Here is a 25,304-nt window from a genome sequence, read left to right as displayed (position 1 = left end):
TTTCTAAACTATGTGTAAGCAATCTTTTCTCTATTAAAAATGCTACTAAAGGAGTTGGAATTTGCTCCTCAAAAAATTTAGGTTGCTTAACTAAGAATCTCTCTTAAGTGCCTAATTACTTGCTCCTGCTCATCCTCACTCATATTTGTACCTGACGGCAGACATAGTCCTGTATTATATAAGAACTGGCTAACATCTTGGCTTCCTTCATGTACAAAGAATTCACACTCTTTGAACATGGGCTGTAAATGCATCGGTTTCCATACATTTCTACTCTCTATATTTAAACAATCAAGATAATTGATAATATACGGAATTGAAGTTTTCAGTAACTGCAGATCTATTAATAATGTCGTTAGCCATCTGGTCGATTTCCCGTAGGTCGCTTCTGGCATAAAGCTAACTCCCGCAATTGTATGTGATAATGCTCGATTATAACGGTAGTAAATAGAACGTTTTTGCTCAATTCGCTCGTCCAACACTCTTAATTGCCCTCTCCCAATCCCTGCAAGTACATTACTTAACCTATAGTTGTACCCTATATGACTGTGCTGATAGTATACGGCCTTATCCCTTGCTTGAGTAGCCAGAAATCTAGCCTTGTTCAAACTATCAAAATCATCGGATACCAGCATTCCCCCACCAGATGTAGTGATGATTTTATTACCATTAAATGAGTATACGCCAAACTTACCAATAGTCCCGCTCATACGCCCTTTATATGTAGCACCAAGAGATTCCGCCGCATCTTCAATAATAGGCACTTCATATTCATCACATATTTTTTTCAGTGAGTCGTAGTCGGCACTTTGCCCGTACAAGTTCACTACAATGACCGCTTTGGGTTTTTTTCCTTTATCTGCATATGCCTTCATAGCACGCCCAAGAGCACATGGAGACATATTCCAGCTATCAGGTTCGGAATCAATAAATACGGGCGTTGCTTTCTGGTATAAAATTGGATTGACACTAGCGACAAACGTCAAGGAAGAACAAAAGACAGTGTCCCCTGCCTGTACATTAAGTAATACTAATGCCAAGTGAATAGCCGCTGTACCTGAACTTAAAGCAACAGCCCCCGCACTTCCAACGTACTCCGCGACTTCCTTCTCAAAAGCATCGACATTCGGTCCCAATGGTGCAACCCAATTTGTTATAAATGCATCATTAACATATTGTTGTTCCAAACCGCTCATATGAGGAGAAGCTAAATAAATACGCTTATGCTCAGTCATCTGCTTTCATTCCTTACTCTCTTCGAATTGTTTGATCACTTTAGCTGGACAGCCAACTGCCAGAACGCAGTCTGGGATATTACGAATTACACAGGCCCCCCCACCAATCACAGCAGCTCTTCCAATCTTAACCTGTGGAATTATACTTGCAGCAATACCAACATGTGTGGAGAAACCAATTTCAACTCCGCCCGCCAAATGAACACCTGGTGACAGATGAACATAATCCTTTATACTGCAGTCGTGATCAACTGTCGTGGACGTATTAATAATGACATGTCTACCTATAGTAGCACCAGCATTGACTACTGAGTTAGCCATAATTACGGTTCCTTCTCCAATGTAAGCATCAGCGCTGATCACGGCACTTGCATGTATTGCCTTTCCAAAACGAACATTTTTTTGTTCAAACAAAGTAGTTATTTTTTTTCTCGCAGCATTTTGGCCAATGGCTATAATATATAAGGAACTCGGATACTGCCTGACAATCCGGTCGAGTTGATCCAAACCACCAAGAAGCGTAACACCCCTCCACTCTCCTTCAGGCCATTGATCATCCATAACCCCGATAATATCATCACCGTTTGATCGCAGGTTATCCAATACTACTTTTCCATGCCCACCTGCCCCAAAGATAATATATCCCAAAAAAAGCCCCCCTCATGTTCCTATCAAGGCTAATGATGCTGATTCCCAGATCAATATGTTATTGTTTTTTGAATCAATTTTTCACTATTCTTTATTTTTTTGAGAATATCTACAATTAAGTGACTCGTATTATCTTTTGCATAGACATTTTGAGTCGAGGACACAACCTGCCGAAAATAAGGTGAAGTAGCTTCTGCTAGTGCCCTTTGAAGTGCTTCATCACTCTCATGGATGTCTATTACATTGGAAGAACGTTCCCTACGACCCTGACGTGTGCCAATGTTGATAACAGGAATATGAAAGGAAGCCGCCTCAATAATTCCAGAGGAGGAATTTCCAATTAGGACTTCAGCATTTTGCAACATGACCAGGTAATCAAATGGCTCGAAGTTTGTAACCAATTGAATCCCCTTCGCGTTAGAAAATTGATTGTACACCCCTACAAGTGCATCCGATCCCGCATCAGAGTTAGGCATAATACATATAATGTCATATTCACTATTGGCCAATACATTTAACATACTAGTCATCATCTGTAGATCTGTGGACTCCGTAGTAACAGAATGATAAGCGAATAGAATATAACCTTTAGAATGAATACGGATACTGTATTTATCTAATGTTTTTTTATGGTCCGGAAGAACGGTATTCATCATCGTTTCAAGCCTTGGAGCTCCTACGACATGAACTCTCCAAGGATCTTCACCCAATTTCAGTAACCTTTCTTTACTTTGCACAGTGGCCACCAGATGAATATGAGCCAGTTTACTTATTGCATGGCGGACAGATTCATCTATCGTTCCTGTAACTTCTCCACCGTGTAGGTGCACAAGCGGAATGTTCATATGTGCAGCAACTACTGCTGCTGCAAGCATTTCTCCCCGATCCCCCATTACGATCACTGTATCAGGCTGAATGGATTCCAGCGCCTGTGTCATGCCCAATATAGCCAATCCTATTGAACGGGACATGTTCCCATGCGTCGCACCTTGCAAGAGGCAATCCACCTGCGCAGATATTCGGAATCCATCTTTTCGTATTAGTTCAACGGTATTACCGAATTGAGGGGACAAATGCATTCCCGTTACAAGAAGATGCAGATCTAGCGTCTTTTCTTCTTCAATTGCTTTCAGAACAGGGTAGTATATCCCATAATCGGCACGAGTTCCGGTAATAACAGCTATTTTTTTCATTGAAAGTCCTCCCATGATAAGAGCTGGTCCTCTTCCACATCTCTTGAAAGTACTTTACCAACAAAATCGAAATAGTATTTGGGTGGGATCCCTGTTCCAGGACGCTTGATGACCACATCCTGCTCTTTTACTTGTTCGCCAGCTTGCATAGTTCGCCCCGCAACAAGGCTCTTTCTGGCAACGGACTTTGTGCTTACTTCGGAAGGCATACAGCGCTTAACTCCATCCCCCATTGCTTGTTCAACTGTGCGAATCGCCTTTACCAGAGCAGTAAATTCTTCCGGCTCTAGGGAAGCCTGATGATCTGGGCCAGGCAGAGAACGATCTAGGGTAAAGTGCTTTTCTATTATCTGGGCACCTAATGCTACAGCCGCAACAGAGACTTCGATGCCCTCTGTATGGTCTGAATATCCAATAACTTTCTTGAACTCAACTGCCAATGCCTTAATTGCAAGAAGATTCACGTCTTCAGCAGGAGCAGGGTAATCTGAAGTACAGTGAAGCAAAGAAACATTACTTTTAGTTATAACCTCTAACGACTCTCTGATTTCGATCAACTCTGCCATTCCCGTTGAAAGAATAATGGGACGTCCATATTGATCAACCTTTTTGAGAAAAGGAATGTTATTCATATCTCCAGAGCCTATTTTAAAAGCATCAACTTGGATGGAGTTTAGAAAGTCGGCACTTTCCTCATCAAAAGGAGTGGATAAAAAGTCAATCTGTCTCTTGTCGCAATAACTTTTAATCTCTACAAAATCCGAGTGACTTAGCTCAAGCTGCTGCAACATCTCCAATTGGCTATCTGCTTCTCCGGTGTTTTCCATCTGATACTCTGCTTTTTGAGCATGCCTGGTTACTAGCTTCTTGCTGTTAAAAGTTTGAAATTTAACTGCATCTGCTCCACACAACACAGCTTGGTCAACACATTCGAGCGCTCGATCCAATGATCCATTATGATTGACTCCTACTTCAGCAATAATGTAAACGGCCCCTCCGCTGGTTCTTGATTGAAAATTGCTCATTTCGAATGTCTCTCCCCTCACCACATTTTTTTTGCAGCTATTTTGAGATTTGTATAAGAAATTCGGCCCATTTTAAATCGAGTTCGTTGTCAATGTCAACAGATCGTTCTTGAGGCATAAGATATCCACAATTATTCGAACCCGTCATCGTATTCTGAATCATTAACAAATCTCTTTCGACGATATATATTGCACCGTTCAATACATACAATTCTGATAAGTCCTGCCTCCTAAGATTACCAGCCTCTTCCTTCAAATAAGGCTCGACCTTTCCAAAATTCCACTCTCTTAGTAGATAAGGATGAGTATCAGCTACAGTGATACTTTGTAATGAATCCCCCTCATTATTTATGAATGTTTGGTAAGCTTGATCAATATCATTAGCATCTCGCAACGGTGAAGTCGGCTGAAGCAATATAATATGTTCAAAGGGATATTTTTCATTTTGTTCATAATAATCAACAGCATGCTTTAGAACATCAATACTCCTAGCTTGGTCTGTTGCCAGCTCAACGGGGCGGATAAAAGGAACTTTAGCTCCAGCCGATTTAGCAACACGGGCAATTTCCTCACTGTCCGTAGAGACAACAACCTCATCAATATATTGACTGTTGAGCGCTGCTTCAATTGTGTAATTAATTAACGGTTTATGATTTAATAATCTTATATTTTTATGAAGCAAGCCCTTTGATCCTCCTCTTGCAGGGATCACAGCTAAACATCTGGTTGAGCCTTTCATATCATCACCTTGGAGAAACCCAATCCATTTGTCTCGATCAGATCTCTAATTTCAGATGTATCCATTTGCCTTGCTGTTTTTGAGGAATATTCCTGATGTATGGCTTTTTCGAACCCAGTGTAGTAATGTTCTTTTGTGTTAAAAACGGAAGGAATAATATACATTTGTCTGTTTTCCTGAGCTCTCTCTGATTCTTCCAGTGTCATAAGTTCCTCATATAACTTTTCTCCGGGGCGAATACCTGTTTCAATGACTTTGCCCAAGTAGCTTCTGCCTTCAGACTGTTCATAAGAATCAATCAGGCACTTTGCCAAGTCTGTAATTTTAAGGATCGGCATTTTCAGCACAAACACCTCTCCACCTTGAGAATATTTCGCAGCATCAATTACCAATTGAGCAGCCTGTGGAATTGACATCATAAAACGAGTCATGTCCGAATGTGTTATCGTTATAGGTCTTCCCTCTGCAATTTGATTTCTGAACAGCGGGATGACCGATCCTCTGGAACCCATTACATTGCCAAACCGTACACAAGCAAAAATCGTCCGTTTACTTCCTTTGTAAAAACCCGCTGCAGAAATCAACTTTTCAGATAATAATTTAGTAGCCCCCATGGTATTGGTTGGGTTTACCACTTTATCCGTGCTAATGGCTATGACCTTCTCAACATTGTGCTCAATGGCTGTTTCAATAACATTCTGAACACCAATAACATTGGTCTTTACCGCTTCCATGGGATTATATTCGCATGCAGGAACATGTTTTAAAGCTGCAGCATGAAAAAGAAAGTCCACATCCTCCATGGCATACCCAAGTCTCTGTTTATCTCTTATGTCCCCTATTAGATACCTGATATTATTATTTTCTTTGAGTTCTTGTTGCAATTCAAATTGCTTACTTTCATCACGACTGAAAATTCGAATTGCTTTTGGGCGATATGCTAATAGATTTCGTACAATCTCACTTCCAATAGACCCGGTGCCACCCGTAACCAGCACAACTTTATCGGTAAACATATATAAACCTCCGGTTCAAAAAAATTGATTATTTATTTTGTTTTATGAACCTAGGCATCCATTATATTGTGTATACTAACCATTCTTCTCCTACTTTCCAACAAAAGCTCTTCCAAGTGGGGAAGTTGTGCTTCCAACTCCTCTAAAATTCCACCAAGATATTCCCGTATATAGCTTGCCTTGATAATAATATTTTGTTCAACAACGATTGTAGGCAGCATCCGATCAAAACGTCCCAGCTGCAAAGGAACCAAAGACTCAAATATTGGTGCAAACCACTCTCTGTTTACTATGATTCCCCACTTTTCTTCTATATCAAATATTACATTATGACATTTTAATGGCTTAGTTCTACTAAGCCATTCAATATTGTTTATCAATTTACGAATGACACTGATCTCTGTTTTTAGATGGCGTACATCTGATATTACGAGTTCTATCCTCGCCGTTACACTTGCAAATTGTTTATGGTTTATTTCTACTGGATGATCTTCCATCCAGTTTTTAATTACGTCTTTCTCTACCAATTCACCCTTAAGTCCTTCATAAATTTCGTTTATAGGTTTGAAAGGAGCGCCTTCAATGACAGCTCCAAGACTTGTCGAATTATAGAATTTAATATGGTTGAAATACTTGATTAAACTTTCAATTGATTCCTTCATAAACATAAAACTTGAGTCGGTTGAATTTATACCACCCTGTACATTCTTAATTTGTCTAACAGCCCTTTGAAGCATTTCAACTTTAGTATCCTGAGAAAAGTGCTCCACCCCATCGCTATATACCTTTTGTCCTGGATAAGATAAATCCTGACCGGCAAAAACAACCTGTTTTGCTCCTAAGAAAATAGCACTCTGAATTGCCGTTCCTGCAACAGTCGGCGTAGGTAGCATCAAGAGATTACTTTTGTTTATTTGTAAAAAGTATTGGGAAACTTGATCATTCTCCATGATGCTATAAATTTTATTCTTCTCTTTCCGCTGAGAAATTTCAAAATAAGACGATGAAGTGAATAGCAACGTGGGTCGTAGGGTTTCTTCATTAGAGAAGATTTTATTATTTATTTCATGGCCATCCATTATAACACATAAATGAGGCTCAATTCCGTGTTTCATTAGTGCTTGTACACTTGAACCAGCTGCAATAATTAGTGCATGCTTTGAAATTTTTCTAATCCATTCTATATCTTCAGTCAAAGAAGGACCCGACGATACAATGATAGCCGTATTCCCCTCGAAAGCCCCCTTCATATTTTCAATAGAGTGGTTTGTAAAAGACTCGTGCAAATGATACAGATAGTTTTGAGTCCACTCGTTTCTAAAGCGATTTTCCACATACTTATTAGATTGATAGTCACCTTTGTAAGTTAGAAATTCTTTTTTTACCTCATGAAGCACCTCAATCTGGTCTTCCAAAAACTTGCGGAGCCCGATAAAGGCAAGTCTTTCTTGCATATAACTACATAGTAAATGGAATAGCATTCGCAGTTGATCATCACCAACAGAAATCCAATATAGATTAGGATGACTTAATAATAGGCTAATATCATATTCGGTCATCGCGCTGTTGAAGGACACTTCATCCGGTTCGTATACAAAGAGCCACCGATCTGGAAACTCTTCTAAAAGATCAGCGATACTTAATCCCTGCCCAAAACCATATACAAATAGGATTTTTGATTCATCAATCAGTTCCTTGACTGCCTGTAGCCAAACCTCATCTCTTTCAAATCGCTCATATACAACTCGCTCTTGTCGTAGTTCTGATGAATTAATGCTCTTCAATTTTTCTGCTATATGTGGGAACTTGTGCTCCAATACTTCAAGATTAGCCTGATTCATAACTCATCCACCCATCTGCTTTTTCTACATATCTACTATTATCGGCCTATCTTTGTCAATAATGAAGCAAAATAGAAAAAGCATCGGTCATAACCGACGCTTTACTCTACCTATTTTCGATAATCTATAAAGGCGCTGCTTGCAGAATAGGATTGCTGATATGCAATTTGTTGAGATTTGATACTCCCTCTTTTTTCAAGCCATTCGGATGCTTCATTTTTTATTTCCAACATTCTTTCAACGATAGCTCTTTCCTCTATAATCAACTCATTAATCTTGATTTTCATTTCACCTGTTATCAACGAGCGGTAGGCCTTCATCTCGTTAACAATATATTCTCTTCGCTCGGCGTAATCCAACAATTGATCTTCATTTAATTCCAAAATATTCGCGATAGTGGAATGGGATAATTGACAGTACTCATTTACAAATTGCTCCAACTTTTCTCGATCAGTCATAAGGCAAATCCCGTTCCCAAAGATTTGCTGGCTTCGACCCATGCTTCTCTAAGCTCTTTTAAGTAATCCAATACTTCTAATGCTGGAAGAGTAGTTTTATTTACATTAGATTCAATTAAACGATGCAACATATATTCATACACTGAGACCAAGTTATTAGCCAATGAATAGTCAAAATCTAATGATGAGATTAGTTCATGAACAATAGCCTGAGCCTTACATAAATTACGATTTGCTAATTCGAAATTACTTTGCTCAATCCCTTCAATACCTGCTTGAACAAACCGAATAGCACCATCATATAACATAATCAATAGTTTTGGTTTTGAAGCTGTTTGAGCCTGAGCTTGTTGATATTTCTGATATGGAGAATTAATCAATTTTCTGTCCTCCTCACATAAAACTGGACAAACTAGAAGATGTATTATTGTACTTATTCAAAGCAGTCTCCATAGCTGTGAACTTTTTATAATAGTTATTCTCCTTACTAGTCAATCGGCTTTCCATAGCAGAGATGCGAGTATCAAGAGTTCTAAGCTGGTTGCCCATAATACTATCGGTTATAAACGCGGCACTAAGTTCAGTACTTACTTTTGAAGTACCAGCAGTAGTGTATAAGCTGTTTAATGCCTTTGTCGATATCTTTTTCATTTTAGCGAATATACCATCACTTTGAGCATAATCTGTGTTGGAAAATGACGTTGAGTAATTTGTACTAAAAAAGTCATTTACAATATCAGGATTAGAATCCAATGCCGTTTTTAGCTTATCTTGATTCAAAATCAATTTACCTCTACTCTCATATCCACCTGTAGTAATTCCTAATTGAGTTAAATTAATTGTAGATCCATCAGTTAATTTGACGCCCTGTACCATGGCAGCACGCATCTCAGAGATCGTATTTTCAAGAATGCTATCTCTTTTCAACATACCGCTTTGAGCCTTATTAGTCCACAACTCAATTTCACTATCAGACATTTCACTTTTCTGATCACTTGTAAGAGGCGGATATTTACTATATCTTTCTTCATTTACTTTTGTATTCAAAAAAGATAATAACTCATTATAGGCATCGACAAAACTTTGAACCGTTTCCACAATCTTATCCGTATCCTTTGAGACTTCAACATGAGTCGCTTGAGTGCTCACGCTGTTTAAAGTAATTTCAACACCATTTAATGTAAATGCATTCGAACTATTAGTCATCTCCAGACCATTCACTGTGTAACTTGAATCCATTCCACCAGTTAACTTGGAAGCAAGTCCTAAAGAAGTAAACACGTCAGTGGACCCACTATCTAATTCAATTGAATTTCCGGCAACACCTGTACTTTTACTGGTAATCGAAACTTCACCCGTAGCCGAATTAAAAATGGCGGTTACTCCTGCTGCTTTTGTCGAATTTATTTTATCAACAAATGATTTAAGCGTCTCATTTGCATCGATCGTAACTGTTGCCCCGTTAATTTCCACATCTCCAGATCCACTGAAACCAGATATATCGGACAACAATACTTTTCCCCAGTCCGTTTCTGAGCCTACATTTGTTGGTGCATTTGAGGATTTTGCACTTGCAGCAGTAGCCAATGATTTTACAGTAATATCCATAACTCCGCTTGCCGAAGAAGTAGCCTTAGCAGTTACTGCTGATGTATTACCAGTAACTTTAGCGGTTTGTGCATTCAACGCGCTTGCTTTACTAAATATATCTGAAATTTTAGTTTGTGCAAAGGTTACGAGTTTCACGCTTGTTTCACGATAACCCTCTCTTTTCCACTCCATAATCTGTTTATTCTGATTCAACTTATCAAGAGGTTTTTTTTCAGCAGTCATCAATTGCTTGACAATGGATTCTATATCCATCCCTGAGGCCATTCCCATAATTCTTGTTGTAGCCAATGAAAATCACTCCTTATTCAGATTTTTTTATCAACTATCAGTCCTGCTAGTTCCATCATTTTAGCTGCAACATCAAGTAACTTCTCAGGGGGTACTTCTCTGATCAATTCCCCTGTCTCCCTGTTCGTTACTTTAATCATAATAGAGTGGGTTTCTTCATGAACGGAAAATTCAAGTGACTTTTGAGGTCCCTGAATAGCTTCTATCGCTTTTTTCAATTCTTCCACTGCATTCGCTTTATTCTGTTTTTCTCCGTGGTGAGATGCAATTTGGGAATCAGAAGACTGATTAATATTATTTCCTTTTTTAGCAAAGAACTCCTTATTCCCACTGTCTACAGAACTTCCAGCCGAACCAATCGTGCCCATATTTTATCCTCCCTTGTAAATGACCGTGATCACTAAGGCTTTTTGAGGTATGTTATTTTATATATCGGTAAAATCAAACATTTCTTTAAGTTCTTTAATAAAAAAACAAAAAAGGACCTGTAAAATACAGGTCCCAAAGAAAAATAGTATTAACGAAGCAAGGAAAGAACGCCTTGAGGAGCTGAGTTTGCTTGCGACAACATCGATTGTGATGCTTGCAACAAGATGTTGTTTTTGGACAAAGCAACCATTTCTTTAGCCATGTCTGTATCACGAATACGGGATTCGGAAGCAGTCAGGTTCTCAACAGTTGTTCCCAAGTTGTTGGAAGTATATTCCAAACGGTTTTGAACAGCACCAAGTTTAGCGCGTTGAGTTGCCACTTTTTCAATTGCAGTAGTAGCACTTGCAAGAGTAGCCCCTGAAGTCATACCTTTAAATCCGTCAGTGTCGATACCATCAATAGTAATTGTGAATGCATCGTCATCAGCTTGGATTTTTACACCCGAAGCTGCAGTAATGTTAATACCATTGAATTTGGTATTGGATGTGATTGCGTCAATTTGTGCACCCAATTGTCCCAATTCCATTTTAATGTTGGAAAGATCGCCTGATTGGTAAGTTCCGTTCTCGGACTGAACCAGAAGCTCTTTCATACGAGTCAGCATGGAGGATACTTCGTTCATTGCGCCCTCAGCTGTTTGTGCGAATGAGATACCGTCTTGAACGTTACGTTGAGCTTGCTCCAAACCACGGATTTGACCGCGCATTTTTTCGGAGATGGAGAGACCTGCAGCATCGTCAGCCGCACGGTTGATACGCAAACCGGAAGACAATTTCTCCATGTTTTTGCTTGCTGCTGTGTTGTTCAGACCCATATTACGGTGTGTGTTAACCGCTGGTAAGTTGTGATTGATAATCATTGTTTATTTCCTCCCTGAAATGGTTATATGCCCACATCCATGTGGTATTAGCGTCTTCACAGGTCGGCCGCCCTGAAGAATTACCGCCTTAATATATATATCGACGCCATGCCATAATTTGTTTATAGCCATTTCAACTTTTTTTCTATTTTTTATCATGGTTTATAGGACTGCACTAACTTTTGAATAATACTATTCAGAAAGTCTCCCTAATCCTTTTATCGTTTTCTGTAATGCCTCCAGATTCATCGCCGCATTTTGATTGTTTTGCTCAATTGCTTCGAGAACTTCTTTACGATAAATATCAATATCCCTTGGAGCTGCTATACCGAGTTTCACATTCTCTCCATCTACGGATAGCACTGTCAATACGATATCATCTGAAATGACAATGGATTCACCCTTTTTGCGTGTAAGTACCAGCATCAGATGTCACCATCCTTGTTGAGAGAATCTTCATCTCTCCATAATGCATGTTTAGTCTTGTACTCGGTATTTTGCAGTACAATTTGTTTACCCCATTTTTTTTGTTTATTGAACACAATTGGAGCCAGCAAGTTTGCTGTTGCATTTCGAATGTCATCATGTAAAGTGACAATACAGCGGACCTCCACATCACCTGGATCTGTTACGCCAAGATCTTCTACGTTTTCAAGAGAAAGCTCAAACTCATAATCCGGATGAAAATCGAATGGATTTACGGTTACAAAGGCCACAGCCGGTTCTTCAACTGAACTAAAGAGACTGAACACTTCATCATGCTGCTGCAAATCAAAGGATTTCAGTTCTTCAAAACCAGGGATTCCTTTATGAAAAGTATATGTTTCTTTTACCATCTGTTCTTCAGTAGTATTCATATCATTGTATTGAGTCATTTTGTTCATCCTCCCCCATTAGTAAAAAAAGCTACGGACTGTTCTCTGTCCATAGCTTACTGTGTATCCTGGATTAAAATCAATTATTACCTCATAAAGTCCATAAGAGATGGCTGCATGATTTGAGCGGAAGATTTAAGAGCTGCTTCATAGATCGTCTGTGCTGAAGTAGCCTGTATCATAAGACTAGCCACATCTGCATCCTCAGTCTTGGATTGGAGAGTAGTGAAGTTTAGATCCTGATCCTGCAAACGATTTTGAACCAATTCAATCCGGTTGGTCCGTGCACCGACTTCTGAAAGAGATGCTTGCATTTTGGTTGAACGGGACTCGATGTTCTTCAATTGCTGCTGCACTCCGGTCTGATCGCCACTATTTAATGCTGCAGATAAATTATCGATAATTGCGAAAATATTATCCGTATCACCTTTATTACCAAAAAAATCTGATCCAGAGGTATTAATTTGGAATGTAACCTGTTCACTTATGGAGTAAAGAACTCCCTGTTTATCCGTTTCCACATCCGCATAATCTGTTACTGTTCCTGATAATTCATACGGCGCCTTGTCATAGGTTTGGCCATTAAAAATAAATTTCCCACGGATTTGTGTATTACCAATATCCACAAGGTGTTTCTTCAATTCCTCTACTTCCAGATTAACAGCTTCAAGGTCAGAGTCTGACAAAGTCCCGTTGGATCCTTGAACTGCCAGTTCTTTCAACCTTTTCGCCACATCCAGCGCTTGCTGCATATTCGAATCCGTCGCATCCAACCAGCTTACCGCAGCATCCGTATTGGATTGATACTGCTCATTCGCCGCCAACTCTGCACGGTAACGGAGCGCGTAAGTTACACCAACAGGATCATCTGACGGTTTATTGATTTTACGACCGGTAGAGATCTGGTTGGACATGTTATCCATTCGGTTCAGGTTGCGGTTCAGGTTGCTAAGCATCTGAGTGCTCATCATGCCTGAGGTTACGCGAATAGCCATTATTGGTTACTCCTCTCTATGTCTTAGCGACCGACTACACCGGTGCTGTTAATCAGTTTATTTAGCAATTCATCGTAGGCAGTCATGAAACGGGCGGCTGCACTATACGCGTGCTGGAATTTGATCAAGTTACTCATCTCTTCATCGAGAGATACGCCGCTTACCGATTGACGATTCAAGTCAACCTGTTCGGTAAGGAGTTGAGCGTTTTGCGCTTGACGATTGGCTTCTTGAGTTTGTACACCCAATTGACCCACAATCGCACCAAAAAAGTCATCTACCGTGGTCGGTTTAGACAGACCTGTACCAAAATCAAATTTTGCATCTTTTAACCCAGCCAAAGCCAATGCCAAGCTGTTATTACCCAGAACAACACTCTCACTTGTACCCGTTCCGGTAGTACGCATCGAAGTTGCAATGTTATTCGGATCATTTTGAATATCCGTACTTAATGTAATATTCCCAGCCGTAATCGTTCCTGAGCCGTCTTTGGTTGTAAAGAAGTCTCCGCCCGCTGTTGGCGTATTTCCACTAAGCGTATAACCCAATTTGTGCAGCCCATTGATCCCTTGAACCGTCACTTTCAAATCTGATGTTAACGTTCTATTGTTATTGGCATCGGAATAGGTCACGTTGTTGAAAACCGTGCCGCTAGGCAATACGGATCCAGCAGGAATGGTAATCTCAATATCGCCGGTTGCGAGCGTATTCGCCAGTTGATTGATCTGGTTGCGATAGTCTGCTACATATTGATCACGGGAATGGATCATTCCGTAGACTTCGCCGCCAGTTAAAGTCCCCGCTTGATAAGCGTTCTCCAAAATATCAGCCGTGACAGGAACAACCGCAGCTCCAGTAACTGCTACTTGGCCTGCAATCGTTACCTGGTAGCCGCTATCCAGTTCTGTTATCTGAACGCCGGCAATCTTGGAAAGCTGATCTACTGCATAATCACGCTGGTCACGCAAATCATTGGCATTGTCTCCAAGCTGCTCCACTTTTACGATATTGTTGTTCAGATCCGCGATGGACTGCAGATATGAATTGATTTCGGTCGTTTTTAACGAAACGTTATTCGTCAGGTCGTTAGTCAGCGCATCCAATTGGAGACTAATCTGATTTAAACCATCCGTTAATGCCAACGTTGTTTCTTTTACGATCTTTCGGTTAGTAACATCCTGCGGATCTTGGCTCAGATCGGACCAGGAGTTCCAAAAATTATTCAGAACTGTACGAATCCCTGTATCCGAGGGCTCATTCATAATCGTCTCGAGCTTTTCCAGTGTACTGTTTCGAACAGTCCAGCCCCCAAGTGATGTATTTTCATTACGGAACTGGCCATCCAGAAAAGATTCACGGACACGCATAATGGAGTTAAATTCAACCCCTGTTCCAAGCTGACCTGGAGATGTCGTGCGATAAAAGGCCACAGCATCAATCGGGTCTGCCGCAGTCATATTGACAACTTGACGTGAATAACCCGGTGTATTTGCATTGGCAACGTTATGTCCTGTTGTATTCAAAGCGGCGGTTTGCGTAATTAAACTGCGTTTGGCCGTTTCAATTGAATGGAATGTTGAAGCCATGTTGTTTTTCCCCCATTATTAAGCCCGTGTATCAAAGAGTCCGGAGCGAGCCATACCGTAAGGCTTCTCTGAAGGATTCTGATAAGTGGCCTCTGATTCAGAATGAAATGACATTGTCTCAATAAAGAAGTCGATGTACGAGAGTGACTGTTTGATCAGCTGTTGATTGGCTTCATTCAGAAATTTCACCTTTTGCAGCACATCTGTTAATGAGGTTTGAGCTTGAAGGAGTCTCTTCTTCTCGGAAGCATCAAAAACAAGTCTCATTAACTCACTGATCGTCAAATTCAGTTTCGACTTGATTCCACGTTCCTCCAGGAACTGATGAACCGCCTGAAGTCTCTGCTGCTCGATCATCTCAATTTTTTTAGCCAATTTGGTTTCTTGATTGATCAGAGCGATCAGTGTCTCGACTTTGTTGGCAACAACCGCTTCCTTCTTTTGTTCTCCCAGTTCCAGCATATCCTCATGTGCAGCTTGCAGCTGTTCAAGTACATCGATTATCGATTCAATGGCCATGTGTCCTCCTATTGATTAGGGAAGTTCTTAAAGTATGGAGCGAGCTTCTCGGCGAGCTTCTGGCTGTCTACTTGATACGTTCCCGAATTTACCTGTTCTTTTAATTCCTGAATGCGCTGTGTACGTGCTGCATCCTGTGTACGACTTTGATCTTCAAGCATCTTCATCGCCTCCGGAGAAATGGATACTTCGTCCTTACGGCGGCTTTTTTTGGCATCAGCCTGCTGATTGGATTCAATGTTCCTTTGATAGGAATTAATAGCACCAATTCTATTCGGTTCATTGATTTTCATACGAAATACACTTCCTTCACCTTGGGATTTTTACATTATCTTTATCATAGCGAACAATTCGGATAATAAAAAAAACCGATAATCTTTAATAAGTTTATCGGTACGTTCCAAAACATTTGTTATAGCAAGAACTGCATTTAAGCCCTCGTTCCTATGAATCCCGGAGTTTGTCGACAGCATTGTAGGCTCGTCCGCCTATATTACCGTTATCCTTCTGGCCTACCTCACGTGCTGCTCCAGCCAAGTCCTTCGTTAAGCGATTTCGGCACGAATCACACATGTGCCCTTCACGAATTAGCGTTCCACATACTTCACAAGGATACATCATATTCGGGGCATTTTCGATGGAAATCCGTCCCTCACGGATGAACTTGGTAATCTGTTTAATGGAGACCTCCGTTGCATCAGATAATTCCTGTATATTAGTACCTTTATTTTCCCGCAAATAGTCAACACAAGTCTGGTATTCCTGTTCAATTTCTTTGATACAGTTCGAGCACACATCCCGAAAGTTCAATGCATACAATCTGCCACAGCGAGGACAATTACCCAGATTCATCGCTTAAAACGCCCCTCTCAAACTTCCTTATTCCGATGGATAATATCTATACATTACCTTATTGTCTCACATCAAGTCCATAGTCTATTTGCGCACCAAGAGGACAGATAATGCGTACATATGCAAAATTTCTGATGATTTTTTATTGTTATGAACAAAGAATTTATATCCTTTCCTCTTTATGAAAAAGCTTTATTGCTTTTATTTCATGATAATCTATCACATCATATAAATTCAAATTCACTGTATTATCAAAATGTCTTCTATGATCTCGCTAAAGTTAGTGAATAGATCTCTATGGGAATATCACTAGACGCAGCAGCATTTAAAATGACCCTCCCGCACGCGTCCAAGGTGCTGCCTGTTGTGTAAATATCATCGACCAGCAGCAAACGAAATGGAGAAGTGTGCTCTCTTACGGTTTTAGAAGCTGCTCCCCTCATATGAAGCTCCCTCAAGACATCTATTGCCCCCGGGCTCATTGAAAAAGCTTCCTTCATGGTCTCGATTCGCTCGCCACGTGTCTTGAAGCTTTGCTTGGCGGTGTTGATCCGGCGCTGCAGCAGATCAACCACGGGTAGGCGGCAGGCTGCGGCGAGTCCGGCAGCGAGCCGCTCGGCCTGGTTGAAGCCGCGCTCGGCAAGGCGCTCGCTGCTGACAGGGACGTAAGTCACCGCGTCAGGCCGCCATCGCGGCTTGGGGCTTTGGAGCAGCGACTGCGTTTGGCGTGTCGCTGCTTGGGGTTGGTCCCGCACAACTGTTGATGTGTGCGGGCTAGATGGCTGAACGCGCGCGTAAGTTGACGCGCGCGGACTCGGTGGATGGAATCCAGCATCCACCGGAGGTAAAGCAGAGGTGGCGGGATGTGCCACGGAAGCTTGGTTTTCTTTTGCCACAGCCGAACTCAGTTCTTCGCTCATGGCTTGGAAGGCTTGGGTGAGAAGCGACGTTAACAGCGGCGCGTAGCGTTCATGGCCTCTGAATTTGTACATACCGATCCATTCTTTCATAAGGGCATTGTACTGGACGGCACTGCGGTTGCAGATGAACGAACGGTTTTGCATATGTGGACGGATACAGTCCGGACAGCCGATGGCCCGGCCACAGCGCTGACAGCGAATGGAGCGAATCCAGGGAATCTGTTTCACGCAGCGCGTACAAATCCCTGGGTAGGTTGGAGATAGTACGGCACGGGTGCCACAGGTCAGGCAGGTTGAGCCAGGCGGGGCGAACAGGTTATGTATGCGATGGGTCAGTTGGTGAACAAAGTCGGTTATATCGTTAAGCCGATTGAGCATTGCGCCGTAACCTCCTTGGATGGAATGGATTTATGGTTGGAACTGTCGGTGCAGGTAGCCTTTGCGGCGGGCGATGGTGTTCATTTTCCGGATCTGTGCCACCGCCTTGACCTGAGATCGTGTGCGCCGGAAGGATGCGAAAACGACTCTGCCTGCAGGATCATCCATGGAACGCCCTGCTCTCCCCGCCATCTGTACCAGTGAAGCTTCGTCGAAGAGCCCATTATCTGCATCCAAAATAAATACATCGCTGCGTGGAATGGTCACTCCCCGCTCCAGAATGGTGGTCGTCACCAACAGACGAATGTCTCGTTCGCGGAAAGCCATGACTTTACTCGCCCGATCCTTATCTTGGGATGATGTCCCTTGGATATGGATTTGGGGGAATATACGGCGCATCAGGTCAACAAATGCCTCAATCTGAGCAATGCGCGTTACAAATACAAACACCTGCGCTTCACGCTGCAAAGAGGTTTGGATGCTACTCTTCAAAGTGGCGGGAAGACTGCACTTTTTAATGCATTCAGCAACAGTTGGCATCTTGATTAATTGAGGCACGGGTAAAGGATGGCGGTGAAAGCGTACCGGCACTCTGGCATGGGTGAGCTTTCCCTGTGATACTTCTTTTTGTAACCGGGCTGGCGGGGTAGCAGACAAATATATAAAATTCCCATCGGGCTTGCAGGAAGCTGCCGCTGCATGAGCGAGCATGGGATCATTGTGATAAGGAAACGCGTCGAGCTCATCGATAATGACCAGATCGAATCCTTGGTAAAAACGCATCAACTGATGCGTGGTCGCGAGGGTGAGCTGTGCGTCTTTCCATCGCTCGGCACTGCCTCCATACAGCGTGGCAAGCGTAATGTCCGGAAAGGCTTTGGCCAGACGTGGCGCAAGCTCCAGCACCACGTCCCTGCGCGGCGTTGCTACAAGCGCTCTTCCCCCGCGTTCTAGCGTGTGCTGAAGCAAGGGGAAAATCATTTCTGTCTTGCCGGCCCCGGTCACGGCCCACAGCAAGAACCGCCCCGGCCCATCCTCTGCGGAGGTAGGCCGGGCCAAATACGCCAGCGCCGCGGAAGCTGCCGCGCTCTGCGCTGCGCTAAGCCCCCACCGGGCAAGTCCGCCGCCGGTGGGAAGAGCGACCGTGCCCTGCACGGCCGCAGGCGCTGCACTGCGCAGCAGCAGCGCACAGGCACGGCTGCGCCCCAGCGCGAGGCAGGCCTCGCAGTAGGCGCACGCCGCCAGGCCGCAGGCAGCGCAGGGCACGCGCTGCCTGGCAACGCTGCCGCACCTGCGGCAGCGGGGCGCGCCATGCGCGCTCAGCCACGCGTGCCGGCGGCGCGTGGCTAGTTCCAGGGCGGCTGTGATGCTCAGCCGCCCGTGCAGTCGCGCAAGCTGCGCAGCCGCGCGCCAGGAGGCCAGCTGCGGGACGGCGTCCGCCAGCAGCGCCTCTGCCTCGGCCGCCAGCAATTGGCGGCCGCGAAGCCGCTCAGCCAGCAGGGCAGCGCCCCGCTCCAGCTGAGCCCACCCTTCAGCGGGATAAGAATCAGGCATCCCGCCCACCCCAGCTCCACTTGGGGCAGCAGCCATCCCACTTGTCCCAGCCCTACGTTCAGCAGCAGCTATCCCCGCTTTTCCCGCCAAGCCCCCACCTTCTCTTCTGGCTGCCTGTTCCCCTGACAGCTTTTCATATTCATCCACTTTACGCCGTATATATACTTTCCAGTGCCCTGTATTCCAATGATCCATCCCTCGCTCCATCTCAAAATGTTCAACAAGCCAAGACGCCTGACTTAAAGGCAGCGCCTCATCTAACAACAACCAGTTCAGCACCTGCTTCCCACTTGCTCCTTCCAGCCACCAGGTGACATCTACCCGAATATCCAAAGACAGCAGCATTCTCCACCCCTCCCTGAATCGGCACACATATAACGCAACTTTCATCCGAACTCCCCCCTCGTAATGGACTTCCTAGAAACGCAAAAAAAGCACATGCTTACCCGGCTGTTCGCCGGAGCATGTGCTTCATGTCCTGATCTCGTCCAATGTCTTATCCTTTTGTCTTTTTACTATATCAATTGCTCTTATGCAGGACAAGATTTTGTGATGCCAAATTCACGTTATAGTCCCATTTTACCAATTTGGCGAATCCCCCAAAACTCTCTTTTAAAAAGCGAAACTTTTTCCAATCCGATCCGTCTATACTTTTAAGTTAAGATTTACGGTTTCGAATCGCTTCTTACTTCCAATCCAACAACTCATCATACCGACATTAACCATAGATTGCATAAAAACCCATTTTTAATTTAACAGCAGACTTGGCTACAATGAACAAAAAAGATTACAGCCTGAGCTGCAATCTTCATGTGGATCTATCGAAACCAATTCAGTTCAGTCTTCAATTCATCAATGCTCTGCCTCACGTAGATCAATCAGGCGAAATGCACGGTATCCATCCTGCGTGGAACGTTCCATATCAGGTGGTACGGATGACAGGTACGAGGGCTCCATCCCCTGCCTGTGCATCAGCTTTTCAATAATACGAACTGTTTCCGATTCCATACGATCCGCAACGACTGTCAATGTGAAGCTCTTTCCACGGTAAAACAGCTCCCGGCAAAGTGCTCTTACAACGCCTTCGATCTGCTGTTCCTGATTGGAAGGAATGAGCAGAATCTGCTCGTAACCCTCGGGTTCCGGACGAGAAAGATGACGCTGGTGCATGGCATGAACGGCCACTGCCGCCAGGAAGTATATGAGCAGAATCATAGTCAGATGAGCAACCATGGCAACTGCACCTCCTCGGAAGGTCATGCTCACCCATGGCGAACATCCCTGTATACGACAGTATATGCCGTACTCCTGAAAGGGTTACACCTGCACATTCCAAGCGCCATATTTCTTTCTGATGACATCAGGCAAGAAGACAGGCCAGGTCATTCACTCATTCAAACCTAAGCTTGAACAATTGTTCAGCACAGCTTCACACTCTGCTCTTATGCAGTGGTAAAGTCCATTAACCCGCAGACCAATCCGGGCAATTCGGAACGGGCGCGAGTGAACAGAGATCTATAATGTCATGCGAAATTCTATAAGTTAAAATCTCTTATATCGAATTAGAGCGTAACCCAGCCATACTTGATGGAATTAATAACGGCTTGTGTACGGTCATCCACTTCCATCTTCTGCAGAATGCTGCTGACATGGTTTTTCACCGTTTTCTCACTGATAAACAGGAATTCACCAATCATTTTGTTGCTCTTGCCTTCAGCCATCAGGCGAAGTACTTCTGCCTCACGGCGAGTTAGCGGGTTGTTGTCGCCAGCGACAAATTTAACCCCAGCTTCTTTTGAAGCACCCTCACTCATCGCACCTGTTTCATTAAGATACGTCATCCGGCGCAGCTGCATGATCAGTTTGCCTGTTACTTTAGGGTGAATGAACGCATGCCCCTCATGAACGGAACGAATCGCATTGATCAGGGACTCGGCTTCCATATCCTTCAGCAAGTATCCGTTGGCACCTTTACGCAATGTTTCGAATACATAACTTTCATCATCATGAATGGACAAAATAATGACTTTGACGTCCGGGAACAGCTCACGCAGTTTCTCCGTCGCTTCAACCCCGTTCTCTACAGGCATGTTGATATCCATCAAAACGATATCCGGTTTATCCTGATTACAGAATTCAAGCACCTGAATCCCATCGCCGCATTCGCCGATGACCTCAATGTCGTCCTCCATATTCAAAATGCGTTTCAGCCCTTCACGGAACAGCTGATGATCATCAGCCAAAAGAACTTTAATTGATGTATTACCAGTATCACGGTTTTCCATCCTGCTACTCCTTTCCCTTATCCACGTTTGTCGGGATATGAATCACGATTTTCGTTCCTTGATTTTCTCCGGATTCGATCTCTATTCTACCTTCTAACAGTTCAACCCGTTCTCTCATCCCAATCAGACCGAAGTGAGAATGATCCTTGCTTTTCTTCGCAAGAAGCTCCGGTTTGAAGCCAAGCCCATTGTCCTGAACGACAATTTTGACGAGCTGAGCCTGGTATGTAATTTCCACTACAACATGAGTGGGATAAGCATGCTTTGCAGCATTGGACAGACCTTCCTGCACGAGGCGGTAGATCGCAGCCTCCATTGCAGAAGACAAGCGGTGTTCCTTGCCTCTTGTTTCAAAAATCGAGCGGATTTTTGTTTTTACCTCAAAATCCTGCACGTACTTCCGAAGCGTTGGAATCAATCCCAGGTCATCCAGTGCCATAGGACGCAAATTGAATATTACTTTTCTCATTTCTTCAAGACTGGAACGAACCTGGCCTTTCAAATCTACTATTTCGGCCTGGACCATCTTAAAATCCTGCTTAATGAGCATTCTTTCTACAATTTCCGTCCTAAGCACTAGATTGGCGAGCATCTGCGCAGGCCCGTCATGAATCTCACGTGCAATGCGCTTCCGCTCTTCTTCCTGGGCCAAAATTATTTTCAAACCAATCATTTGTCGATTCTTGGCAGACTCGATGATTCGGGTCACCTGACCCAGTTCACCTGACAAGTACTCGAGTACGACCCCCATCTGCGAACCAATCGTCTCGGCACGCTCCACAGAAGCTTCCACATTTTTGGCACGCTTCTGCAGATCATCCCGACGGGCCTTCAGATACATTTCCTTCTCACGATAAATCATCAGGTCCAGCTGCAACTGCGTCGCTTTCTCATACGCCTGTTTGATATCATGCTCGGAATAACGGACGAAGTCACGGCTAACCTCAGTCAGACGGATCCGGGAACGGCGGTAGTTCAGCTCCAATTGATCTACTTTCTCGATCGTTTCCGCCGTCTCCTTCAGAACCGACTTCAACTCCTCGTTCAGAGTTTTTAGCTCCTCACGGGTCGAGTCCATGATTTCGAACATTTGATATTTGCTGTTTTCCATGACTTGTATGGCGTTTTTGATGACGCGGTCTATGGCATCGGCTTGTAAATCCACGTTAGTTCGACTCCATTTCTATCGTTTCCGGTATATATCATACCATATCACGATGAGATGGTAACGGTCTTCGTTTTCTGTTCCCATTTTACAGTCAATCCAAGTTGCTCGGAAACGAGTCGAAGAGGGACTAAAGTCCTACCTCCGGATACATATGGGGCTACTGTTGCGCTTTGTCTTTTTCCATTCAAGATGAATTCTTTCTGACCTACGACCAGGTCGATCAGCTTTCCGCCGCGAATGACGGTGATCCGCTGATTTTTGCTATCCCAGCTTGCCTGTCCGCCAAAAGCATCCAGTACATGCTTGATTGGGACGTACGTCGTACCATTTTTCAGCACTGGTGCTGCATCGATCGCCTTTTTCGTTCCGTTCACGGTCATCGATTTTTGCCCAAGTACCAGGGAAGCTGTTCCTGTAGGCAGTCCGACTTCACTGGATTTCGATGGCATCGTGAAAGCAATATTATCAAATGCAAGCGTACCTGTCATCGCCCGTTCATCCTGTCCTTCTTCCACATTGACCACATAGACCCGTTTCAGCTTGGCCGGATAAGCAATGTTCAGACTGCTTAGGTCCACATTCACCTTTTTCCACCCGCTCCAGTCGATCGCCTTCGCGAGGTCGGCATAAACGGTTTTCCCGTTTGCATCGGTAAACTCTGCGCGAAGCCAGTTCAAGCTCTTATCACCCATGACGTCCATTGACATCGATGTCGCAGCAGAAGATACCTCTCTACCCGTTGTACCATTCAATTGGGCATAAGCATACATTTTCCCAGTGCCAGCCGTCATGTCATAGCTCAACTGCAGCACTTTGGAGCCAGCCTTTTCACCTGTACCCGCTGTTACGGAAGCTGAACCAGTCACGCCAGTCGCGTTCGTCGTGAAGTTGATCGGATAGCTTACATTCTCAAAGTTCTCCCAGACGGTTTCACTGTCCGAAGCCGTGAGGACGACAACGGTGCTGTAGCCGTCATAACGGCCGATCGCATATCCAACTTGTGCACCTGGAGTTACAGAAGACACAGTCAATTGATCGCCTGCAATTTTACCTTTGAAGCCGATAAACTCCCACGTCAGCGATTCTGCCGGAACCGTTACACTTTGTCCGTCTTTCGTTTTTGCAGTCACAGGGATGGACATGGTGGTTCCCGCTTTGAGTGAACCGAGGCCAGATCCAGCAGTCAGAGAGGATAGTTCACTTCCTCCTAGTACCGATACTTTAATGGAAGAAGAAGCGCCATTGCTTGTTGCTGTCAATGTAGCCGTTCCCGGTTTAACCCCTTTAATTACGCCATTGCTCACACTCACGATACCGTTATTGCTTGATTTCCATGTCAGCTTGATATCGCCTGTTGCGATAGGGTTGTAATAGGTGTCATATCCTTTGGCTGTATACTTGCCTTCCTGTCCTACCAGCAGCGTTTGGCTGCCACTTACAGCGAAGCCTTTCAGCTTACCTTCTGGAGCCGTAGAGAACACGCCCAGCGTGTTTACGACCTGACGCTGCTCCGTACCATACTCTGTATTGAAGGTAAGACCTGCGGTTTCCTCGCCCAACGGACGTGTCACCATGGTGGTGGAGCCGCCGCCATCCAGGTTCATGCCTTTCCATACCCCGATGCTGGTCATGAAGGATTGCAATTCAGTCAGCGACATGCCGCTACTGTTGCTGTTTTTCTCTGCCGCAATAATGTAGACATACCGACCATCCTGAGAATAACCTACCGCTGTTCTCGCACGAATGCCGCCAATGCCGGAAGATGCGATATCACGGGAGAAGGTAGCCGCTTTTCCACCATTAACAAGGATCGTATGACCGCCAATCATCATTTCCAGATTACTTGGATCAACCGATTGTCCCGTTGTTTTGGCTACGAGCTTGTAATCCGCGCTAAGCGTCTGTCCCACGGAGAGGTGAGTCATAATCCAGGTAGCTGCTGTTCCGTGCGCACGTAAAATGTACCCGTCTTCCGGCACCGTCATGTCTAATGCCTTTTTGTCAGAAATTTGTGTTATTACGCCGTTCTGCACCAGCACCTCTGTCGGTGTTGTGGAAGGATCATTCGGACGCTTGGTTGATGTCCAGGCTGGTGTATAAATATACATCGAATTGGCGTGACTGTATTTAACCGAGCCTGATTCTACCGTATAGTCTTCCTTGTTAATTCCACGCAAAGCAAACGTTGAGCCATCATCGGCCTTCACCGTACCGTCAAAAGAGTATTCGTCGATCATCGGTTTGCCATCCTTAGTCACTGTCAGAGCATACATACCCTTCAGTTCCGAAGGTGTGGATATCAGAACCCCGTCAGAGACCTGTCCACCGATTGGAGCGAGCTCGCCGGATACGTTGAAATAATCGCCGTTCACGGCTGCGACTGCCTCATTTTCTTTGGCCATGCCGCCTGTGCTTTGTTTGCTGTTCAGATTACCGCCCTTACCTGTCATTACATCAAGTTTCACATAAGGGTTTTGCAAATCCACCTGGATCACGTCAGCCAGTACATTCACCTTTGAGCCGGATCTTGTGGTTGTATATTTGTATTTCATCAACTTCGCACCGGAAGTCAGAATTTCCTCACTTAACTTGCTTGTACTTGTAGATGCCGCAGCGGCTACCGACTGCCACGCTGTTCCCGACCAGACCTGCTGCCCTGCTCCCAGGACCGGTGCAATCCAAATCACACCTGCCAGCGTCACAATTGCCCATTTCTTTGCCTTACTGCCCTTAACGTCTTCCAGCTGTTTCCCATGTTTCCCCAGCATGTTTGAAACGTCTCTCCCATCTTGTATATCAATCTTAGACATCATGTGTCCTGCCAGAA

At 44.0% G+C, this 25,304-nt stretch carries 25 protein-coding genes; all 25 read right to left on the bottom strand.

The window, feature by feature from the left end:
• Window positions 1–86: 86 nt before the first annotated feature.
• Window positions 87–1,235, bottom strand: coding sequence for an aminotransferase class I/II-fold pyridoxal phosphate-dependent enzyme (locus AAIH57_RS22530; protein ID WP_430023054.1), 1,149 nt, complete (start codon window positions 1,233–1,235; stop codon window positions 87–89).
• A 6-nt stretch (window positions 1,236–1,241) separates the two neighbouring features.
• Window positions 1,242–1,883 (bottom strand): acetyltransferase, encoded by a 642-nt coding sequence (locus AAIH57_RS22525; protein ID WP_430023053.1) that lies wholly within the window; start codon window positions 1,881–1,883, stop codon window positions 1,242–1,244.
• Between the two features lie 50 nt (window positions 1,884–1,933).
• Window positions 1,934–3,076 carry a UDP-N-acetylglucosamine 2-epimerase gene (gene neuC / locus AAIH57_RS22520; protein ID WP_430023051.1) on the bottom strand — a complete coding sequence of 381 codons (1,143 nt, stop codon included), beginning with the start codon at window positions 3,074–3,076 and terminating at the stop codon, window positions 1,934–1,936.
• Entirely contained in the window at window positions 3,073–4,101 is a 1,029-nt protein-coding gene (neuB, locus tag AAIH57_RS22515) for an N-acetylneuraminate synthase (protein WP_430023050.1), read from the bottom strand. Before neuB ends, neuC begins: the two co-directional genes overlap by 4 nt.
• Window positions 4,102–4,138: 37 nt before the next feature.
• Window positions 4,139–4,840 carry a cytidylyltransferase domain-containing protein gene (locus AAIH57_RS22510; RefSeq protein WP_430023049.1) on the bottom strand — a complete coding sequence of 234 codons (702 nt, stop codon included), beginning with the start codon at window positions 4,838–4,840 and terminating at the stop codon, window positions 4,139–4,141.
• Complete coding sequence (locus AAIH57_RS22505; RefSeq protein ID WP_430023048.1) at window positions 4,837–5,856, bottom strand: UDP-N-acetylglucosamine 4,6-dehydratase family protein; 1,020 nt, start codon at window positions 5,854–5,856, stop codon at window positions 4,837–4,839. Before AAIH57_RS22505 ends, AAIH57_RS22510 begins: the two co-directional genes overlap by 4 nt.
• A 50-nt stretch (window positions 5,857–5,906) precedes the next feature.
• Window positions 5,907–7,697, bottom strand: a complete 1,791-nt coding sequence (locus tag AAIH57_RS22500) for a motility associated factor glycosyltransferase family protein (protein WP_430023047.1) — start codon at window positions 7,695–7,697, stop codon at window positions 5,907–5,909.
• A gap of 110 nt (window positions 7,698–7,807) precedes the next feature.
• Window positions 7,808–8,155, bottom strand: a complete 348-nt coding sequence (locus AAIH57_RS22495) for a hypothetical protein (RefSeq protein WP_430023046.1) — start codon at window positions 8,153–8,155, stop codon at window positions 7,808–7,810.
• Entirely contained in the window at window positions 8,152–8,535 is a 384-nt protein-coding gene (gene fliS / locus AAIH57_RS22490; RefSeq protein ID WP_430023045.1) for a flagellar export chaperone FliS, read from the bottom strand. Before fliS ends, AAIH57_RS22495 begins: the two co-directional genes overlap by 4 nt.
• Before the next feature lie 13 nt (window positions 8,536–8,548).
• Entirely contained in the window at window positions 8,549–10,054 is a 1,506-nt protein-coding gene (gene fliD / locus AAIH57_RS22485) for a flagellar filament capping protein FliD (protein ID WP_430023044.1), read from the bottom strand.
• Between the two features lie 17 nt (window positions 10,055–10,071).
• Entirely contained in the window at window positions 10,072–10,422 is a 351-nt protein-coding gene (locus AAIH57_RS22480) for a flagellar protein FlaG (RefSeq protein ID WP_430023043.1), read from the bottom strand.
• A gap of 149 nt (window positions 10,423–10,571) precedes the next feature.
• Window positions 10,572–11,345, bottom strand: coding sequence for a flagellin (locus AAIH57_RS22475; RefSeq protein ID WP_430023042.1), 774 nt, complete (start codon window positions 11,343–11,345; stop codon window positions 10,572–10,574).
• 192 nt (window positions 11,346–11,537) lie between these two features.
• Window positions 11,538–11,771 carry a carbon storage regulator CsrA gene (gene csrA / locus AAIH57_RS22470; RefSeq protein WP_430023041.1) on the bottom strand — a complete coding sequence of 78 codons (234 nt, stop codon included), beginning with the start codon at window positions 11,769–11,771 and terminating at the stop codon, window positions 11,538–11,540.
• Entirely contained in the window at window positions 11,771–12,220 is a 450-nt protein-coding gene (gene fliW, locus AAIH57_RS22465; RefSeq protein WP_430023040.1) for a flagellar assembly protein FliW, read from the bottom strand. The genes csrA and fliW overlap by 1 nt, the downstream gene beginning before the upstream one ends.
• A gap of 86 nt (window positions 12,221–12,306) precedes the next feature.
• On the bottom strand, window positions 12,307–13,215 hold the full coding sequence (gene flgL / locus AAIH57_RS22460; protein ID WP_430023039.1) for a flagellar hook-associated protein FlgL: 909 nt from the start codon (window positions 13,213–13,215) through the stop codon (window positions 12,307–12,309).
• Window positions 13,216–13,238: 23 nt separating this feature from the next.
• Window positions 13,239–14,801 (bottom strand): flagellar hook-associated protein FlgK, encoded by a 1,563-nt coding sequence (gene flgK, locus AAIH57_RS22455; RefSeq protein WP_430023038.1) that lies wholly within the window; start codon window positions 14,799–14,801, stop codon window positions 13,239–13,241.
• Between the two features lie 18 nt (window positions 14,802–14,819).
• The gene (locus tag AAIH57_RS22450; RefSeq protein WP_076287616.1) at window positions 14,820–15,320 is read right to left on the bottom strand and encodes a flagellar protein FlgN; all 501 of its coding nucleotides are present in this window, start codon (window positions 15,318–15,320) and stop codon (window positions 14,820–14,822) included.
• An 8-nt stretch (window positions 15,321–15,328) separates the two neighbouring features.
• Window positions 15,329–15,613 carry a flagellar biosynthesis anti-sigma factor FlgM gene (gene flgM / locus AAIH57_RS22445; protein ID WP_076287615.1) on the bottom strand — a complete coding sequence of 95 codons (285 nt, stop codon included), beginning with the start codon at window positions 15,611–15,613 and terminating at the stop codon, window positions 15,329–15,331.
• A gap of 151 nt (window positions 15,614–15,764) precedes the next feature.
• Window positions 15,765–16,172, bottom strand: a complete 408-nt coding sequence (locus tag AAIH57_RS22440) for a TIGR03826 family flagellar region protein (RefSeq protein WP_413036153.1) — start codon at window positions 16,170–16,172, stop codon at window positions 15,765–15,767.
• A gap of 263 nt (window positions 16,173–16,435) precedes the next feature.
• Complete coding sequence (locus tag AAIH57_RS22435; RefSeq protein ID WP_430023037.1) at window positions 16,436–17,470, bottom strand: ComF family protein; 1,035 nt, start codon at window positions 17,468–17,470, stop codon at window positions 16,436–16,438.
• A gap of 30 nt (window positions 17,471–17,500) precedes the next feature.
• Window positions 17,501–19,414, bottom strand: a complete 1,914-nt coding sequence (locus tag AAIH57_RS22430; protein ID WP_430023036.1) for a helicase-related protein — start codon at window positions 19,412–19,414, stop codon at window positions 17,501–17,503.
• A gap of 462 nt (window positions 19,415–19,876) precedes the next feature.
• A complete protein-coding gene (locus AAIH57_RS22425; RefSeq protein WP_430023035.1) occupies window positions 19,877–20,257 on the bottom strand; it encodes a hypothetical protein in 381 nt (126 codons plus the stop codon).
• A 329-nt stretch (window positions 20,258–20,586) separates the two neighbouring features.
• Complete coding sequence (locus tag AAIH57_RS22420; protein WP_175396642.1) at window positions 20,587–21,309, bottom strand: response regulator transcription factor; 723 nt, start codon at window positions 21,307–21,309, stop codon at window positions 20,587–20,589.
• 4 nt (window positions 21,310–21,313) lie between these two features.
• Complete coding sequence (locus AAIH57_RS22415; RefSeq protein WP_175396643.1) at window positions 21,314–22,474, bottom strand: sensor histidine kinase; 1,161 nt, start codon at window positions 22,472–22,474, stop codon at window positions 21,314–21,316.
• 47 nt (window positions 22,475–22,521) lie between these two features.
• A complete protein-coding gene (locus AAIH57_RS22410) occupies window positions 22,522–25,245 on the bottom strand; it encodes a stalk domain-containing protein (protein ID WP_430023034.1) in 2,724 nt (907 codons plus the stop codon).
• Window positions 25,246–25,304: the final 59 nt, after the last annotated feature.

Origin of the sequence: Paenibacillus sp. MABNR03 (assembly GCF_050455445.1) — a bacterium.
Lineage (GTDB): Bacteria > Bacillota > Bacilli > Paenibacillales > Paenibacillaceae > Paenibacillus > Paenibacillus xylanilyticus.
This window is presented reverse-complemented; position numbering and strand designations above follow the sequence as displayed.

Coding starts and splice junctions, on each gene's coding strand:
- AAIH57_RS22430 (WP_430023036.1), bottom strand. CDS start 19,414: ATGAAAGTTGCGTTATATGTGTGCCGATTCAGGGAGGGGTGGAGAATG.
- AAIH57_RS22505 (WP_430023048.1), bottom strand. CDS start 5,856: ATGTTTACCGATAAAGTTGTGCTGGTTACGGGTGGCACCGGGTCTATT.
- AAIH57_RS22435 (WP_430023037.1), bottom strand. CDS start 17,470: ATGCTCAATCGGCTTAACGATATAACCGACTTTGTTCACCAACTGACC.
- AAIH57_RS22480 (WP_430023043.1), bottom strand. CDS start 10,422: ATGGGCACGATTGGTTCGGCTGGAAGTTCTGTAGACAGTGGGAATAAG.
- neuC (WP_430023051.1), bottom strand. CDS start 3,076: ATGAAAAAAATAGCTGTTATTACCGGAACTCGTGCCGATTATGGGATA.
- AAIH57_RS22425 (WP_430023035.1), bottom strand. CDS start 20,257: ATGGTTGCTCATCTGACTATGATTCTGCTCATATACTTCCTGGCGGCA.
- AAIH57_RS22500 (WP_430023047.1), bottom strand. CDS start 7,697: ATGAATCAGGCTAATCTTGAAGTATTGGAGCACAAGTTCCCACATATA.
- AAIH57_RS22510 (WP_430023049.1), bottom strand. CDS start 4,840: ATGAAAGGCTCAACCAGATGTTTAGCTGTGATCCCTGCAAGAGGAGGA.
- AAIH57_RS22530 (WP_430023054.1), bottom strand. CDS start 1,235: ATGACTGAGCATAAGCGTATTTATTTAGCTTCTCCTCATATGAGCGGT.
- AAIH57_RS22475 (WP_430023042.1), bottom strand. CDS start 11,345: ATGATTATCAATCACAACTTACCAGCGGTTAACACACACCGTAATATG.
- fliW (WP_430023040.1), bottom strand. CDS start 12,220: ATGACTCAATACAATGATATGAATACTACTGAAGAACAGATGGTAAAA.
- flgL (WP_430023039.1), bottom strand. CDS start 13,215: ATGGCTATTCGCGTAACCTCAGGCATGATGAGCACTCAGATGCTTAGC.
- AAIH57_RS22410 (WP_430023034.1), bottom strand. CDS start 25,245: ATGCTGGGGAAACATGGGAAACAGCTGGAAGACGTTAAGGGCAGTAAG.
- neuB (WP_430023050.1), bottom strand. CDS start 4,101: ATGAGCAATTTTCAATCAAGAACCAGCGGAGGGGCCGTTTACATTATT.
- AAIH57_RS22440 (WP_413036153.1), bottom strand. CDS start 16,172: ATGAATCTGGGTAATTGTCCTCGCTGTGGCAGATTGTATGCATTGAAC.
- AAIH57_RS22450 (WP_076287616.1), bottom strand. CDS start 15,320: ATGGCCATTGAATCGATAATCGATGTACTTGAACAGCTGCAAGCTGCA.
- flgK (WP_430023038.1), bottom strand. CDS start 14,801: ATGGCTTCAACATTCCATTCAATTGAAACGGCCAAACGCAGTTTAATT.
- AAIH57_RS22495 (WP_430023046.1), bottom strand. CDS start 8,155: ATGACTGATCGAGAAAAGTTGGAGCAATTTGTAAATGAGTACTGTCAA.
- AAIH57_RS22420 (WP_175396642.1), bottom strand. CDS start 21,309: ATGGAAAACCGTGATACTGGTAATACATCAATTAAAGTTCTTTTGGCT.
- csrA (WP_430023041.1), bottom strand. CDS start 11,771: ATGCTGGTACTTACACGCAAAAAGGGTGAATCCATTGTCATTTCAGAT.
- flgM (WP_076287615.1), bottom strand. CDS start 15,613: ATGAAAATCAATGAACCGAATAGAATTGGTGCTATTAATTCCTATCAA.